General features: G+C 67.6%; 13 protein-coding genes and 1 pseudogene. 11 read left to right on the top strand and 3 right to left on the bottom strand.

What is annotated here, in order from left to right; translation table 11 throughout:
• The first annotated feature begins 7 nt into the window (after positions 1-7).
• From KBZ19_RS12795 to KBZ19_RS12775, 5 genes are all read left to right on the top strand, one after another.
• Positions 8-1,156 carry a phosphotransferase enzyme family protein gene (locus KBZ19_RS12795; RefSeq protein WP_255101206.1) on the top strand — a complete coding sequence of 383 codons (1,149 nt, stop codon included), beginning with the start codon at positions 8-10 and terminating at the stop codon, positions 1,154-1,156.
• Positions 1,157-1,218: 62 nt separating this feature from the next.
• On the top strand, positions 1,219-1,740 hold the full coding sequence (locus KBZ19_RS12790; RefSeq protein ID WP_255101205.1) for a DOMON-like domain-containing protein: 522 nt from the start codon (positions 1,219-1,221) through the stop codon (positions 1,738-1,740).
• Positions 1,741-1,838: 98 nt separating this feature from the next.
• Entirely contained in the window at positions 1,839-2,231 is a 393-nt protein-coding gene (locus tag KBZ19_RS12785) for a VOC family protein (RefSeq protein WP_094513344.1), read from the top strand.
• 71 nt (positions 2,232-2,302) lie between these two features.
• Complete coding sequence (locus KBZ19_RS12780) at positions 2,303-2,752, top strand: LexA family transcriptional regulator (protein WP_255101204.1); 450 nt, start codon at positions 2,303-2,305, stop codon at positions 2,750-2,752.
• A gap of 21 nt (positions 2,753-2,773) precedes the next feature.
• Positions 2,774-4,075, top strand: a complete 1,302-nt coding sequence (locus KBZ19_RS12775) for a Y-family DNA polymerase (RefSeq protein ID WP_255101203.1) — start codon at positions 2,774-2,776, stop codon at positions 4,073-4,075.
• A gap of 3 nt (positions 4,076-4,078) precedes the next feature.
• Here the strand turns inward: KBZ19_RS12775 and KBZ19_RS12770 are convergent, their stop codons facing one another.
• Positions 4,079-5,464, bottom strand: coding sequence for a Rieske 2Fe-2S domain-containing protein (locus tag KBZ19_RS12770; protein ID WP_399220273.1), 1,386 nt, complete (start codon positions 5,462-5,464; stop codon positions 4,079-4,081).
• A 233-nt stretch (positions 5,465-5,697) separates the two neighbouring features.
• On the opposite strand from KBZ19_RS12770, the gene KBZ19_RS12765 reads away from it, so the two are divergent.
• Positions 5,698-5,898 (top strand): hypothetical protein, encoded by a 201-nt coding sequence (locus tag KBZ19_RS12765; protein WP_255101202.1) that lies wholly within the window; start codon positions 5,698-5,700, stop codon positions 5,896-5,898.
• A 220-nt stretch (positions 5,899-6,118) separates the two neighbouring features.
• Positions 6,119-7,609 (top strand): hypothetical protein, encoded by a 1,491-nt coding sequence (locus tag KBZ19_RS12760; RefSeq protein WP_255101201.1) that lies wholly within the window; start codon positions 6,119-6,121, stop codon positions 7,607-7,609.
• A gap of 57 nt (positions 7,610-7,666) precedes the next feature.
• Here the strand turns inward: KBZ19_RS12760 and dnaG are convergent, their stop codons facing one another.
• The gene (gene dnaG, locus KBZ19_RS12755) at positions 7,667-9,796 is read right to left on the bottom strand and encodes a DNA primase (RefSeq protein WP_255101200.1); all 2,130 of its coding nucleotides are present in this window, start codon (positions 9,794-9,796) and stop codon (positions 7,667-7,669) included.
• A gap of 175 nt (positions 9,797-9,971) precedes the next feature.
• Between dnaG and KBZ19_RS12750 the strand changes: the two are divergent.
• The 4 genes and pseudogenes from KBZ19_RS12750 to KBZ19_RS12735 all read left to right on the top strand — a co-directional run.
• A pseudogene (locus tag KBZ19_RS12750) lies at positions 9,972-10,529 on the top strand (DMT family transporter); the annotation flags it as partial.
• A 318-nt stretch (positions 10,530-10,847) separates the two neighbouring features.
• Entirely contained in the window at positions 10,848-11,360 is a 513-nt protein-coding gene (locus KBZ19_RS12745; protein WP_255101198.1) for a hypothetical protein, read from the top strand.
• On the top strand, positions 11,357-11,611 hold the full coding sequence (locus KBZ19_RS12740) for a DUF1651 domain-containing protein (protein ID WP_255101197.1): 255 nt from the start codon (positions 11,357-11,359) through the stop codon (positions 11,609-11,611). The genes KBZ19_RS12745 and KBZ19_RS12740 overlap by 4 nt, the downstream gene beginning before the upstream one ends.
• A 443-nt stretch (positions 11,612-12,054) precedes the next feature.
• Positions 12,055-12,699: a hypothetical protein gene (locus KBZ19_RS12735; RefSeq protein ID WP_255101196.1), complete on the top strand. Its 645-nt coding sequence runs from the start codon at positions 12,055-12,057 to the stop codon at positions 12,697-12,699.
• A 121-nt stretch (positions 12,700-12,820) separates the two neighbouring features.
• Here the strand turns inward: KBZ19_RS12735 and KBZ19_RS12730 are convergent, their stop codons facing one another.
• Positions 12,821-13,282 carry a hypothetical protein gene (locus tag KBZ19_RS12730; protein ID WP_255101195.1) on the bottom strand — a complete coding sequence of 154 codons (462 nt, stop codon included), beginning with the start codon at positions 13,280-13,282 and terminating at the stop codon, positions 12,821-12,823.
• Between the last annotated feature and the right edge of the window lie 89 nt (positions 13,283-13,371).

Genomic DNA, 13,371 nt, shown 5'->3' with positions numbered 1-13,371 from the left:
GCAGGCCATGACCGACGAGCCGGGGGCTGCCCCCGCAGTGCCATCGCCGCCCGCCGCGCCCGATCTGGTGGCGGTGGCCGAGCAGTTCGCGCTCGGCGCTCCGGTGCAGGCGATCGCCCCGCTCGGCGGCGGCAACGTCAACGACACCTACCTGGTGCAGCTGGTGGGGGCTCCTGGCGGCTCCCATGTGCTGCAGCGCCTCAACACCCACGTGTTCCGCCAGCCCCGGGATGTGATGCGCAACCTGCTGGCCTTCACCGCCCATGCCGAGCGCCAGCTGCAGGCGCCGGCGTCCGGCCTGGGCCGCCGCTGGGAGGTGCCGCGCGTGGTGCCGTTGCAGGGCGGCGCTGATCCCTGGCTGGAGTGCGACGGCGCCTTCTGGCGCATGACCACCTTCATCGGCGGCGCCCGCAGCCTCGACCAGCTCAGTGACACCGGGCAGGCCCGTGAGGTGGGCTATGGCCTGGGCCGCTTCCACCGGCTGGTGAGCGATCTGCCGGTGGACCAGCTGGTGGACACGCTGGAGGGGTTTCACATCACCCCCACCTACCTGGCGGCCTACCACCGGGTCTGCGCCGCGTCACCGCCGCCCGCCTCCCCCGAGCTGCGCCACTGCGCTGCCTTTGTGGCGGAACGGCAGCGGTGGGCGTCGGTGCTGGAGGACGCCAAGGGGAGCGGCCGGCTGCAGCTGCGCCCCATCCATGGCGACCCGAAGGTGAACAACGTGCTGATCGATGCGGCCAGCGGCGCCGCGATCAGCCTGGTGGATCTCGACACCGTGAAGCCGGGCCTGATCCACTACGACATCGGCGACTGCCTGCGCTCGGCCTGCAACCTCGCCGGGGAGGAAGCCGCCGACTGGCGCGCGGTGCGCTTCGACACCGGCTTCTGCGCGGCGCTGCTGGAGGGGTATGCGGCGGCGGCCCGCCCCATGCTCACCACCGACGACGTGGCCTTCCTCTACGACGCGATCCGCCTGCTGGCCTTCGAGCTGGGGGTGCGTTTCCTCACCGACCATCTCGCCGGCGACGTGTACTTCAAGGTGCGCCGGCCGGGGCAGAACCTGCAGCGGGCCCTGGTGCAGTTCGCTCTCGCCGCCAGCATCGAGGCGCAGGAAGCCGAGATCCGCGCGATCGTCGCGGCGGTGATGGCATGACCTCGCCACCCTCATCGCCACCGCCACCTCTGGACTCCCACGCCTTCACGCTTCATCCCTTCATGGCGGCCTCCTCAGCGGCGTCTCCCCCAGCGGCGGCCCTCACCCTCACCGGCCAGGTGGTGCGGCGCGGCGCGGAGCTGCAGATCGGCTGGCGGCTGGCGGGCGCGCTCGAGGGCGTGTGCCTGCCGGAGCCGGCGGCGCTGCCCCAGCGCTGCGATGACCTCTGGCAGACCACCTGCCTGGAGTTCTTCCTGGCCACTCCCGGTGCCGACGCCTACTGGGAGGTGAACCTCTCCCCCGCCGGCCACTGGAACGTCTACCGCTTCAGTGGCTACCGCCAGGGGATGGCGCCGGAGGCGGCGCTGCAGGCGCTGCCCTTCCGGGTCACGCGCACGCCTGGCGTTCTGGAGCTTGAGCTCACCTGCGACCTTGCCGCCCTCCTGCCCGGCGGCGGCCCGCTGGAGCTGGCAGTCACCGCCGTGGTGGAGCAGGCCGGCGGCGCCCTCTCCTACTGGGCCCTGGCCCACCCCGGCAGCTCGCCCGATTTCCACCGCCGCGACGGCTTTCAGCTGCGCCTGTGAGGCCGGCTGGCGTCGCGTGGCCTGAGCGCCGCTTCTACAGTCGTGGCACGGCGCCGGACCTCACGATGGCTCTGCTCGGACCCGCTGGACCTGGGGCCATGCAACTGGGCTACACGATCGTCTACGTGCCCGATGTGGCCGCTTCGCTGCACTTCTATGCGGCCGCTTTCGGCCTGCCGCAGAAGTTTCTCGACCCCACCGGCACCTATGGCGAATGCGCCACCGGTGCCACCACCCTAGGTTTCGCCGCCCACGCGCTCGGGGACCTGAATGTGCCCGGCGGGGTGGTGAAGGCCAGCGAAACGGTCCAGCCGCTGGGCATGGAGATTGCCCTGGTCACCGACGACGTGCCCCAGGCCCACGCCCGCGCCCTGGAGCATGGCGCTGGGGAAATCGCTGCGCCTGCCCGGAAGCCCTGGGGCCAGCTGGTGTCGTACGTGCGGGCACCGGACGGCACGTTGATCGAGCTGTGCACGCCCATGGCGGGCTGAGCGCCACCGCCACCCTTGCCGACGAAAAACCAATACAGATGTACTAATCTGCAGAGCCTGCCCCGGGGCCCATGCCCGCCCAGTCACCGCCCGAGCCCCAGCCGCTCCCGCGGCCCCTGTGCCAGTGCCGCACCGGCCTGCTGCTGCCCCTGGCCGGCGAGAGCGTGGCTGCCGGTTTCCCCAGCCCCGCCGACGACTACGTCGAAACCGGCATCGACCTCAACGAGCAGCTGATCGCCCGCCCCAGCAGCACCTTCTTCCTGCGCGTGAGCGGCGATTCGATGGTGGAGGCCGGCATCCATCACGGTGATCTGCTGATCGTTGATCGCAGCGTTGAGCCGCGCCCCGGCCGCATCGTGGTGGCCGTGCTGGAGGGGGCTTTCACGCTCAAGCGCCTGGTGCTGCACCGCGGTCGCCTGCGGCTGGAGGCGGCCCATCCCGCCTACCCGCCGCTGGCCCTGGGCGAGGGCGACGACACGCTCCTCTGGGGCGTGGCCATCCACGTGATCCACCCGCTCTGAGCCCCCTCCACCCCAACCTCCATGGCCTGGGCCACCGCGCTGATCGACGGCAACAACTTCTACGCCTCCTGCGAGGCGGCGCTCGATCCCTCGTTGATCGGCCGGCCGCTGGTGGTGCTCTCCAACAACGACGGCTGCATCGTGGCCCGCAGCGCCGAGGCCCGCGCCCTCGGCATCGCCATGGGCACCCCCTATTTCCAGGTGCGCCGCGAGTTGGAGCGGCTCGGGGTGGTGGTGCGCAGCTCCAACTACGCCCTCTACGCCGACATGAGCCACCGCCTGATGCTCACGCTTGAGCCCTGGGTGGAGGAGCTGGAGGTCTATTCGATCGACGAAGCGTTCGGCCGCCTGCGCCGCCCCGCCGGCACCGGTGGCCCGGTAGGCACCGGTGCTGATCTCACCGCCTGGGGCCAGGCGCTGCGGGCCCAGGTGCGGCGGCATCTGGGGCTGCCGGTGGCGGTGGGCATCGCCCCCTCGAAGCTGCTCGCCAAGGTGGCCAACAAGCTGGCCAAGCAGAACCGCGCCCACGGCGGTGTGTTCGATCTTGGGGCGGTGGCCGCCCCCGATCCCTGGCTGGCGGCCGTCGCGATCGAAGACGTGTGGGGCATCGGCCGCAAGCTCTCGCGCTGGTGCCGGCTGCGCGGCGTGGCCAATGCGCTGCAGCTGCGCGACATGGCCAGCGGTGAGCTGCGGGCCAAAGCGGGCGTGGTGGGGCTGCGGCTGCAGCAGGAGTTGCGGGGCCACAGCTGCCTGCCGCTGGTGGCGGTGCCGCCCGCCAAGCGGGAAACCTGCGTGAGCCGCAGCTTCAGCGAACCGGTGCGGGAGCTGCCCCAGCTGCGGGAGGCGATCGCCACCTACCTCAGCCGCGCCGCCGAGAAGCTGCGCCGCCAGGGCCAACGCACCGACACCATCACCGTGTTCGTGCGCAGCAGCCCCTTCAACGGCACCAGCTTCTACGCCAATGCCGCCACGGTGTCGCTGCCGCTGGCCAGCAACGACACGGCCGTGCTGCTGGCCGCCGCCCTGCCGCTGGCCGACCGCCTGTTCCGCCCCCACAAACCCCTGCAGAAGGCCGGTGTGCTGCTGCAGAACCTGCAGCCCCTGCAGCAGTTGCAGCACCATCTGCTCACGCCGCTGCCGCCGGAGCAGCAGCAGCGGCGCGAAGCGCTGATGGCCACGATCGATGGCCTCAACCGCCGCTACGGCCGCGGCACCGTGCAGTGGGCCGCCTGCGGCCTCCGGCCGGCCTGGGCGATGAAGCGGCAGCAGCTCTCGCGTGCCGCCACCACCCGCCTCAGCGACATCCCGGTGGTGCGGGCCTGAGCCTCAGGCCTTGGTGCGCAGGCTGTTGCGCGGCGGCACCGGCCGCCCCACGCGCAACTGATGCCGCCAACGCCCTGCCTGGAACCAGGTCGCTGCCGCCAGCGCCGCCACCACCAGCGCCCCGGCCGCCGCCGCTGAGGCCCCCCACCAGGCCGCCGCGCCAAGCGCCAGCAGCAGCACGGCCCCCGCCAGCGGCTGCAGCTGGCCCAGCCGCCGGTCGGCGCCGGAGCAGCTGCGGCAGTGGCGGGTGTGGCTCTCGTAGCGCTCGAGCAGCGGCGTTTCCCCCAGCCGCTCGGGCAGCGGCGCCGCACCGAAGGGTTTGCCGGCGCCGCCGCTGACCCAGTCGTGCAGGGCGCGCACGTAGCGATCGGACGGGGTGGCCAGGTAGCAGGAACGCACCAGCGCGTCGCTGCCGCCCCGCTGCTGCAGCACCCGCTCCTGCCAGTGCAGGAAGGCCTGGTCGTCTTCCAGCACCACGTGGTTGGCCAGGTGCTGCAGCCATTCGGGCCGCAGCTTCAGCAGCCGCGCCGGCAGGGCCGATTCGAAGCGGAAGGGGAAGCGGGCGAACAGGCGGCACTCCCCCGGCCGGATCGGTGTGGCGTACACCACGGTGAGGATGCGGGCAAAACCCTTGGCGGTGAGGTCGTGCCACATCAGGCAGGGGGCCTGAAAGCTGGTGTGCTGGGTGCCGAGCGTGCCCCGGCGCGGCCCCTCGGGCCACACGCCGGTGAAGCCGTCCGGTCCGCTGCTGGTCAGCTCCAGGTTCACCGGACCTGCCGTATCGCGTTTGCCCACCGTGGCGTGATGGGTGAACGGCACATGGCTCACATCGAGCACGTTCTCCAGCAGGGTGAGGGCGTCGTAGGGCAGGTCGCGGAAGGTGTCCTGCACGCTCCAGCGCTCCGGTTCCGCCGCGAGCATCGGCAGCAGCGGCAAGGGCACGGCGGCAGCCGCCTCCGCCTCCCCGGCGAACACGAACAGCAGCCCCTGCCCCGTGGCGGTGGCATAGGCGCGGCAGTGGCTGCGGGGCGAGGCGGCTGCCGTGTCGCCCTCCGCCTGCGGAATGGCGGTGCAGTGCCCGTCGCCGTTGAAGGTCCAGCCGTGGTACGGACATTCCAGCTCGCCCGCCCCGTTCAGCCGGCCCTGGGAGAGCGGCACGAGCCGGTGCGGGCACACATCCGCAAACGCGCGCCACTGGCCGGGCTCCCGGTCGTACCAGAGCACCAGGTCGTCGCCCAGCAGGGTGAAGGGGGTGGGCCGCGCCGGGTCCAGATCCTTGAGATAGGCCACGGGATACCAGCTGCGCCGCCAGATCGACCCCGCGGCCGGCAGGGCGTCGGTGGCCACGGTCGTAGGGCTGGCGGAGTCGGCGGCAGCGGCGGATGTCAACGGAGCACAACCTGGGGGGTCGAATCTGGCAGGGCTGCCGGGGTGGCCGCGGTGCGGCCGGATGGCAGAGCGATCCTGGGGGGCGTGCCAGTTCCGCAGGTTGTCTGACGGACTTGTTGCGGCACGGCTGTGGCGCCGGACGGGATTCGGCGCACAAGAACTGACCAGGCGGCCCTTCAATCCACCCTCCCAACTCCCGCCTGCAGCTCCTGTTGCGCCAGCGTTAACCAGCCGTGGTCTCGTCTGCAGAATTTACAGTTAAAGATATCCTGGCTGCTGAATTCACAATGGCAGCAATCACTGCTGTTGACTTCACGGATGCAGAGATCACAAGTATAGAGATCACAGGCCTGAAAATCATCGATAAAGATTATGCAGTTGTTGATGTCATGGGTACAGATTTCGCTACCACAGATTTTGAGGTCGCAGAGTGAGCGATCACCGCGCAGACAGCCGCAGGGGTCTGCCCAATAGAACAGGGGCTCGAGCGGGCCTCCCCATGGGCTTGCTACAGGGAAGGCAGGCAGCAGCGTCCTCACCCCACACCTGCCGCCTTCAGGAAACGTGATGCGGAACTGGAAGAGATGTCTCGGAGTTGTGGCAGTGCTCTGATCCTGGACAGAGTGGTGAGCAGCACCGGAACCGAGCGGCTGGATGGGCAGGCTCTTCACGATCGGCGACAGCGTCTCGCAGGGCTTTCGCAGTGGCTGCACCGCCTTCACGGAACATGCCTACAGCACCCATCTGGCCAGAGCCCTGGGGATCGCGCCCAGCGACTACCGGCTGGTGCTGTGGGAAGGGGAAAAGCTCAAGTTCGACCTCGAAGCACTGTTCCGCAGGCTGGAGGGCCGTTTCGGTGTGGACGTGGATTGGGGGGAATGGCCGCGGGCCTTGCTGCAGATCATGGGCGAGCTGGATCGCGCGGAAACCTATTTCGAGCGAGGGCCGGGAGCCATCGGCAAGCCCGTGCCGTCCTTCAGCTCACCGTTCACCGACAACACCGCCGTGGAAGGGATGCGGGTGAGCGATGCCTGGGAGATCACCCCGGCGCTCTGCAAGCATCGAATCCAGCGCGACAGCCGTGGCCTCGACAACAACTTCGGCCTTGCCTGCGCCAACCAACCCTTCTACCGGGCCGCCTACCGCGTGCTCAATCCCCAGGCGAACGACACGTTTGACGCCCACTCCCCGATCCGCTGGCTGGAGGTTGTGGCGTCCAGTGAAGGTGTCGACAATCTGATCGTGTTCCTGGGGGCGAACAATGCTCTCGGCACCCTCTTTTCCCTTGACGTTCGCCTCACACCGGGGAATGGCAGAAGCTTCACCGCCCGCAGCGAAGACCCCACCAAGCCCGATCCCTTCAACCTCTGGCATCCGAACGATTTCGAGCGCGACTACAGGCAGTTGCTCGAGAAGATCTGTCAGGCGATGGCCAGCAACCGCAACGCCAGCTGGAAGGCCTACGTGGGAACGGTGCCGCTGGTGACGATCGCGCCGATCATCGACGGCTTCGGGGAGGAACGGGTGGTGAAGGATCCGCGCGTACCGCCGGGCAACGCCGCCGGCACCTTCCGCTATTACCAGTACTACAAGCGCTATGGCGTCAGCGATGCCACAGCGCTTTCACGGCGGCAGAACCACCTCACCTTTCGTGATGCCCAGTTCATCGACACGGTGATTCTTCGCTACAATAGGATCATCAAGCAGCTGCTGGCTGAATTCAATCAGCGCTATTCCCACAGCCCGTTCGTGCTGGTGGACATTGGCGATGTGCTCTCCCGCATGGCCTGGAAGCGCAACAGCGGCATGCCCAATTATGTGTATCCCGAAGAATTCCAGTGGCTGTATCCGCCGCTCAATACCAAGTTCTACAAAGCCAGCAAAGAGGGGGAACTGCTGGAGGGCGGCATCTTCAGCCTGGATGGCGTCCATCCCACCGTGATCGGCCAGGGGATCATCGCCTGGGAGTTTCTCAAGGCCTTCCAGGCCAATGGCTCCGCCCCGGCGTCTGCTGCGATCGATTGGCCTGAGATCCTGAAGCAGGATGAGCTTTACAGCAAACCGATCCGCGTGCTCGACGACCTCATCGAGAACGATCAGGTCGTCGATTTCTTCACCCAGGTGATGGCGTTGCTGGGGCGCTGAGCGCCGCTGCGCAGCACCGAAAGCCGCCTCCCACAGCCGGCCGCCGTGTGGCCTGCCTCAGGCCGCCGGGGCCTGCAGCGTTTCCTCCCAGCCGGCGCAGCGCTGCTGATCGAGATGGCCGATGTGCAGCCGCTCGCTGTAATACAGCTCCTGGAAATGGAGCGCATCGCGGTTCAGTTCAACGAACAGCGCCCCGATCCTGCTTTCCATGTCGAGCAGGGCAGGTGTTGCCGCGCTGGGGCTGCTCGACGGGGCCTCCGCCGCGCTGCTTCCCGGCGCCGCTGAGCCGTTGCCGTTCTCTTCGGCCAGCAGCCGGGCGATGCAGCGCTCCAGGGTTTCCAGGTTCTGGCCGCGCCAGGAATCGAGCAGGTGGCGGCAGCGCTTGAGGCTGCGCTGACGCTCCAGCACCGCCGTGGTGCCGCGCAGCTGCAGCAGCGGCTGGGCCAGCACCATGCGTTGCAGCTCGTTGGGCTCCAGCAGGGGGGTGAGCCGGTTGAGCAGTTCGCTCTGGTCCATCAGCAGCTGGTCGGCCAGCAGGCGGGGCAGGTCGAGATCCCCCAGATCCTCGCCGGGATCAGTGCCGCGGTTCACCGCCTCCAGCCGGCCGGCGCCGAGGTTGTCTTCCTCCAGCTGGCTGATCGCCGCCCACAGCAGCCGGTGGTGCTGCAGGGCGAAATCATCCAGTTCGCGCAGCCGCAGCTCCCGCCGGATCGCGCCGCGATGGATGGGCGCATGCAGGTAGAGCCGCAGCAGCTCCGCCTCCGCCCGCTCGCGCAGGCCGACCTCGCCGGGCTTGTCCCAGCGGCTGGCGCGGCCGTGCCAGCGCTCGCCCTTCACCTGCAGGCGCAGGTCTTCCTCCAGCTTCTGGGCCAGGCGCGCCTGGCCGCCGGAGAGGCGCTCGGCCACCTGCTGCAGGTAGTGGCTGCGCACGGCGCTCTGCGGCAGCTTGCCCAGCAGGGCCACCAGGGCCGACACCGCCTGCTGGAACTGATCGGCGCGGGCCAGGTCCTTGCCCTCCAGCGCCTGCTCGATCTGCCAGTCGAGCCAGAGCGGTGCCTGCTCCAGCAGGGCGCGGTACTCGCCGGCGCCGTGCTCCTTGAGGAACTCGTCGGGGTCTTTGCCGGCGGGCAGGTGCAGCACCCGCAGCTCCACCTGCCCCTGCAGCGCCAGCTGCTCCACCTCGCCGATCGCCCGCTGCGCCGCCCGCACACCGGCGCCGTCGGTGTCGAAGTTGAGCACGAGGCGGCGGCTGTCGCAGCAGCGGCACAACTGGGTGATCTGCTGGCTGCTGAGCGCCGTGCCGAGTGACGCCACCGCATTGGTGATGCCGGCGGCGTGCAGGGCGATCACGTCGAAGTAGCCCTCCACCACCACCGCCTGGTCGTCCTTGCGGATGGCGTTGGTAGCGCGGTCGAGGCCGAACAGGTGCTTGCCCTTCTCGAACACCTCCGTTTCGGGGGAGTTGAGGTATTTGGGTTCGCCGTCGTCGAGGCTGCGGCCGCCGAAGCCGATCACTCGCCCCTGCCGGTCGCGGATCGGCACCATCACCCGGTGGCGGAAGCGGTCGTAGAAGCCGTCGCCCCCTTTGCGCGGCACCACCAGACCGGCGGCCTCCAGCAGCTCGGGCGCCAGCCCCTCCACCTGCTGCAGGTGCTTCAGCAGCCCATCCCACGCCTCGGGCGCATAGCCGAGCTCAAAGCTCTCCAGCGTGGTTTCGCTCAGGCCCCGCTGCTGCTTGAGGTAGGCCAGGGCGGCGGCGCCGGCGGGGCTGCGCAGCTGGCTGCGGAACCAGCCGGAGGCCAGCGCCAGCGCCCGCAGCAGCGCTTCGCGGCGCGAGAGCTGCTGCCGCAGCCGCTCCTGCTGCGGCCCCTCCACCGTTTCCACCGGCAGCTGGTATCTGCGCGCCAGATCCAGCACCACATCGCTGAAGCTGGTGCGCTGCAGCTCCATCAGGAACTTGATCGCGTTGCCGCCGGCCCCGCAGGAGAAGCAGTAATAGAACTGCTTGGCGGGTGACACCGTCATCGACGGCGATTTGTCGTCGTGGAAGGGGCAGAGGCCCACGAACTCGCGGCCCTTCTTCTTGAGCACCACGTGCTCCCCCACCACATCGACGATGTCAGCGCGTTCCTTGACGGCCTCGATCGTGCGGGGGTGAAGGCGGGCCTGGGGTGCCGTGGGACTCAAGGAAAGGCGCTACCGGTAGGGGCTGATTGGCTCCCATTCTGCCCGAGGCCACCAGGTGTGGGGAGCTGCCGTTGCCACCATCCCGGCGACGCCAGGCACCGCCCCGCCGGCCGGGCAGTGTCTAGCGTCGGCGATTGCGGGCGTCGCGCCTGCTCGGCTGGGATCCGGCATGGACATGCTGCTCAGCGCCCTGGCCTTCAGCCTGATGGGGGTGTGCGTCAAGGCGCTGGGCGGGCGGTTGCCGGTGGAGCAGGTGGTGCTGGCCCGCTCGGTGGTGAGCCTGCTGATCAGCTGGTGGATGCTCAGGCGGGCGGGTGTCTCGCCCTGGGGGCAGCGCAAGGGGTTGCTGGTGAGCCGTGGCGTGCTCGGCACGGCCGGCCTCTATTGCGTGTTCCTGGCCATCGCCGGCCTGCCCCTCGCGGTGGCCACGGTGCTGCAATACCTCCATCCCACCTTCACGGCCCTGCTGGCCTGGCCGCTGCTGGGCGAACGGCCCGGCGCCCGGGTGTGGCTGGCGGTGGCCCTCGGCTGGCTGGGCGTGCTGCTGCTCACCGATCCCGGCGCCCTGGCGCTGGTTCTCCCGCCAGGCACGGCGGCTGGTGTGGCGGCTGGCGCGGCCCTGCCCACCCTGCCGCTGCTGTTCGCCCTGGCCGGCGCGTTGCTGTCGGCGCTGGCGTACGTGAGCGTGCGCGCCCTGCGCCGCAGCGAACACCCCCTGGTGGTGGTAACCTATGGCTGAGATTGGTTGCTATCACTGAGTTGAGCATGAGTTAGTAAAGGGTGGTGGACCGACAATGGACCGCTGACCAGAGTATGTAGTTATATTTCTAGCTTTATTTAATCTGGCTTACATGCACTTGATTCATGTCAGTCAAGGCTTATCCGAACACATGGGCAGGTGTAATCCCCGCAGCAATTGATGCTGGTGCTCGTTATCCAGAGCTGGTAGCTGCACAGTGGGCGCTAGAGAGTGGACGGAGCACCTCACCCGCCGGTGCCAGGGTTGGACCGAGGACATGACGCGCCAGCGGGGCTGGTGCCCGGAGGTGACATGAGCAGCCGGCGTGCGGTGGTGGGTGTGATGGGTGCCGGAGAGGGCGCCTCGGCTGAGGCTGTGGCCCTGGCCGAGGAGCTGGGGGAGTGCATCAGCACCAGGGGATGGGTGCTACTCACCGGTGGCCGCCCGGCGGGGGTGATGGCGGCGGCCAGCCGTGGCGCATTGCGGGTGGAGGGGCACCTGGTGGTGGGGGTGCTGCCCGATGAAGGGAAGGGTGACGACAGGCAATGCACCGCGGAGCTGGATCTGGCGGTGTTCACCGGCATGGGCAAGGCCCGCAACGTGATCAACGTGCTCAGCGCCGATGTGGTGGTGATCTGCGGGGGCGGAGGCCCCGGCACAGCCTCAGAAGCCGCCCATCAGCTCAATGCGGGCAGGCCGTTGATCCTGCTGGAGGTACTGGCGCTGTGGCGGGACTTCTTCCTTTCACTCAGCAAGGGGGTGGTGAGCGCGAGCGATGTGCAGGAGTGCTGCCGGTTGATCGAGGCCCGACTCACAGAGGCATGAGCCGGCCATCACATCGTGTCCCCCTGACGCCAAAGGAGGGCTGGCTGAGCGACGGCCGTCAGGTGCTGCGCTTTCGCCCGACCCGCTGGGAGCGCACCTACCAGAGATTGGAAATCACCAGCGGCGAGTTGCTTCCCGGCGAGCCGGTGCCGCTGCTCAAGAACCGCCGGGAGATCAGCCGGGATGAAGCCCTCAAGCTCTGGAGCGAGAAACGCAAGGCGGGCTGGGCGCCCTGCAGCCCCCAGTGGTGAGCTGGTCCTGTCTGCAGTTGAGGCCCCCACCGCCGTGATCGGCTTGCCGTACTGACAAGCAAGCCAGGCGGATCTATTAATGAATCAGAGGCCTCGACCAGGGCAGCGCGAGCCCAAGCCCTGCAACCGGCCCAAGGGCGCCCGACACGGGGCGCCCTTTTCATGGGGAAGATCAGCAGATAATCACCAGCCCTGGTGGTTAATGGGGTAGTTGTGACGGCATAGCCTCGGCTCCACAGAGATTGATGGGGCGCAGGGGCCCGAGCCGACGCAGTGGGCATGGCTGGAGCAACGCCGATGGCCTATCTCGCTCTGCCGTTTGTTTCGCAAGCCAGAGCGCCGAGGCCAGGACAAGCCCGAGCCTGAAACCCAAAAGGACGACAGTGCCACTGCAACTGTGAGGACAAGATAGACTGCCCGGCTTCCTTGCTCCCGGCCGCACCATGACCGATCTCGCTCCAGCGACCCTGCGGTGGCTCAATCAGCTCGACAGCACGACCCGGAGCATCGACTGCCTCGTGGAGGAGGGATTCCAGGGTTGTTCCTTGCAGGATCTCTTGCCATGGATGGACGAAGGCCACGGCATGGCAGCCATCCAAGCGATCGACTGGGTGAAGAGCCAGCCGGACGAGGACGGTGAAATGGCGCTGATGACCGCTGATGCGGAGGGGTTGGACAAGCTTCTGGAGTGGATGCTCGAAACCCGTGGCAGCTGTCCGATGGTCTATGCACCGGAGGAGGAAGTCGCCGTCCCGGACAGTGTTCCCTTGCTGCGCCCCACGGCCTACAACCTGCCGGAGGGTATGTCCTCCGATGAGGTGTTCGATGAGGAGTTCAGCGAGAACCTTTCAGAGTTGTTCGCGGCCATCAAGGATTCTTATGGGAACCACGCCCACCTCTACCGAATCGACTATGGCCAGCTGGTGGAGACGATTGAACACGGCCTCTTGCTTGCCGGTCAGTTCATCGACCTCAACGACGGTGAATTATTTGACTTCACCATGGACGCGATCAATCAGCGGATTCGCTACCAATCCACTGGCCGCTACCACGAAGGCTTTCCTGCAGGGTCCGGCACAACCGGGTGATCTGCTCTGCTTCGGCCACTGTGTTCGAGAGGCAATGGGCACGGCTGATGGGTGTCAGGCGGGCCTTGGCGTGTGTAGGCATGGGGTGTGAGGTCTTGGGCTGTTGGGTTGGGTTTCAATGTCACTGATCTTCCTCATACCAGATGGAGTTGCGCCCATTGCTCTTGAACCCTTCAGTGAAGGTACGAGCATTCCGGAAGGCGACGACGATGCGCCCTTTCTCGATGCATTCTTGTACGTGGGTACGAGCAGCTTCTATGAAATAGGAGTCCTTGTCTTTGGAGTGCTTGAGGATCTCATGCTCGACGTACTCATCAAGACGCTTCGGGTCCATCACGTGCGTCGCAATCGGGTCAATCTCAGCAGCAAGCAAGAAGTGATGCCCATGGAGCGTGCCAATCCTCAGGATGCGCTCATTGCGTACGCGATCCAGCGATGCGAGCCAGAACCCAGTGATTCCGTGGCGTGAGCCAGATGGCTTGGCCAATACTGCATTGACCACCGAATCTGCCAGCCGAGACTTGACGTTGAACGACATGGTTTCCACTAATTCAGGACGAGTGATAGAAGCGCGTTCGCTCAAGCTTAGGTGTTCTGTTTCCTTCTCTTCCAGGCAAGTTGACGCCCCTCCATCCCGATCACTTCAACCTCAAGGGGGGTCACTTCAGTGAC

The sequence above is a fragment of the Synechococcus sp. L2F genome (genome assembly GCF_024345695.1).
Classification (GTDB): Bacteria; Cyanobacteriota; Cyanobacteriia; order PCC-6307; family Cyanobiaceae; genus MW101C3.
Note: the sequence above shows the minus strand (reverse complement) of the source record. Positions and strands in the feature narration are given on the sequence as shown.

Bases quoted from the DNA above. Each gene is read 5' to 3' on its own strand.
- KBZ19_RS12740 (WP_255101197.1), top strand. From the start codon at position 11,357: ATGAGCCGGCCATCACATCGTGTCCCCCTGACGCCAAAGGAGGGCTGG.
- KBZ19_RS12735 (WP_255101196.1), top strand. From the start codon at position 12,055: ATGACCGATCTCGCTCCAGCGACCCTGCGGTGGCTCAATCAGCTCGAC.
- KBZ19_RS12775 (WP_255101203.1), top strand. From the start codon at position 2,774: ATGGCCTGGGCCACCGCGCTGATCGACGGCAACAACTTCTACGCCTCC.
- KBZ19_RS12795 (WP_255101206.1), top strand. From the start codon at position 8: ATGACCGACGAGCCGGGGGCTGCCCCCGCAGTGCCATCGCCGCCCGCC.
- KBZ19_RS12785 (WP_094513344.1), top strand. From the start codon at position 1,839: ATGCAACTGGGCTACACGATCGTCTACGTGCCCGATGTGGCCGCTTCG.
- KBZ19_RS12760 (WP_255101201.1), top strand. From the start codon at position 6,119: ATGGGCAGGCTCTTCACGATCGGCGACAGCGTCTCGCAGGGCTTTCGC.
- KBZ19_RS12790 (WP_255101205.1), top strand. From the start codon at position 1,219: ATGGCGGCCTCCTCAGCGGCGTCTCCCCCAGCGGCGGCCCTCACCCTC.
- KBZ19_RS12745 (WP_255101198.1), top strand. From the start codon at position 10,848: ATGAGCAGCCGGCGTGCGGTGGTGGGTGTGATGGGTGCCGGAGAGGGC.
- KBZ19_RS12780 (WP_255101204.1), top strand. From the start codon at position 2,303: ATGCCCGCCCAGTCACCGCCCGAGCCCCAGCCGCTCCCGCGGCCCCTG.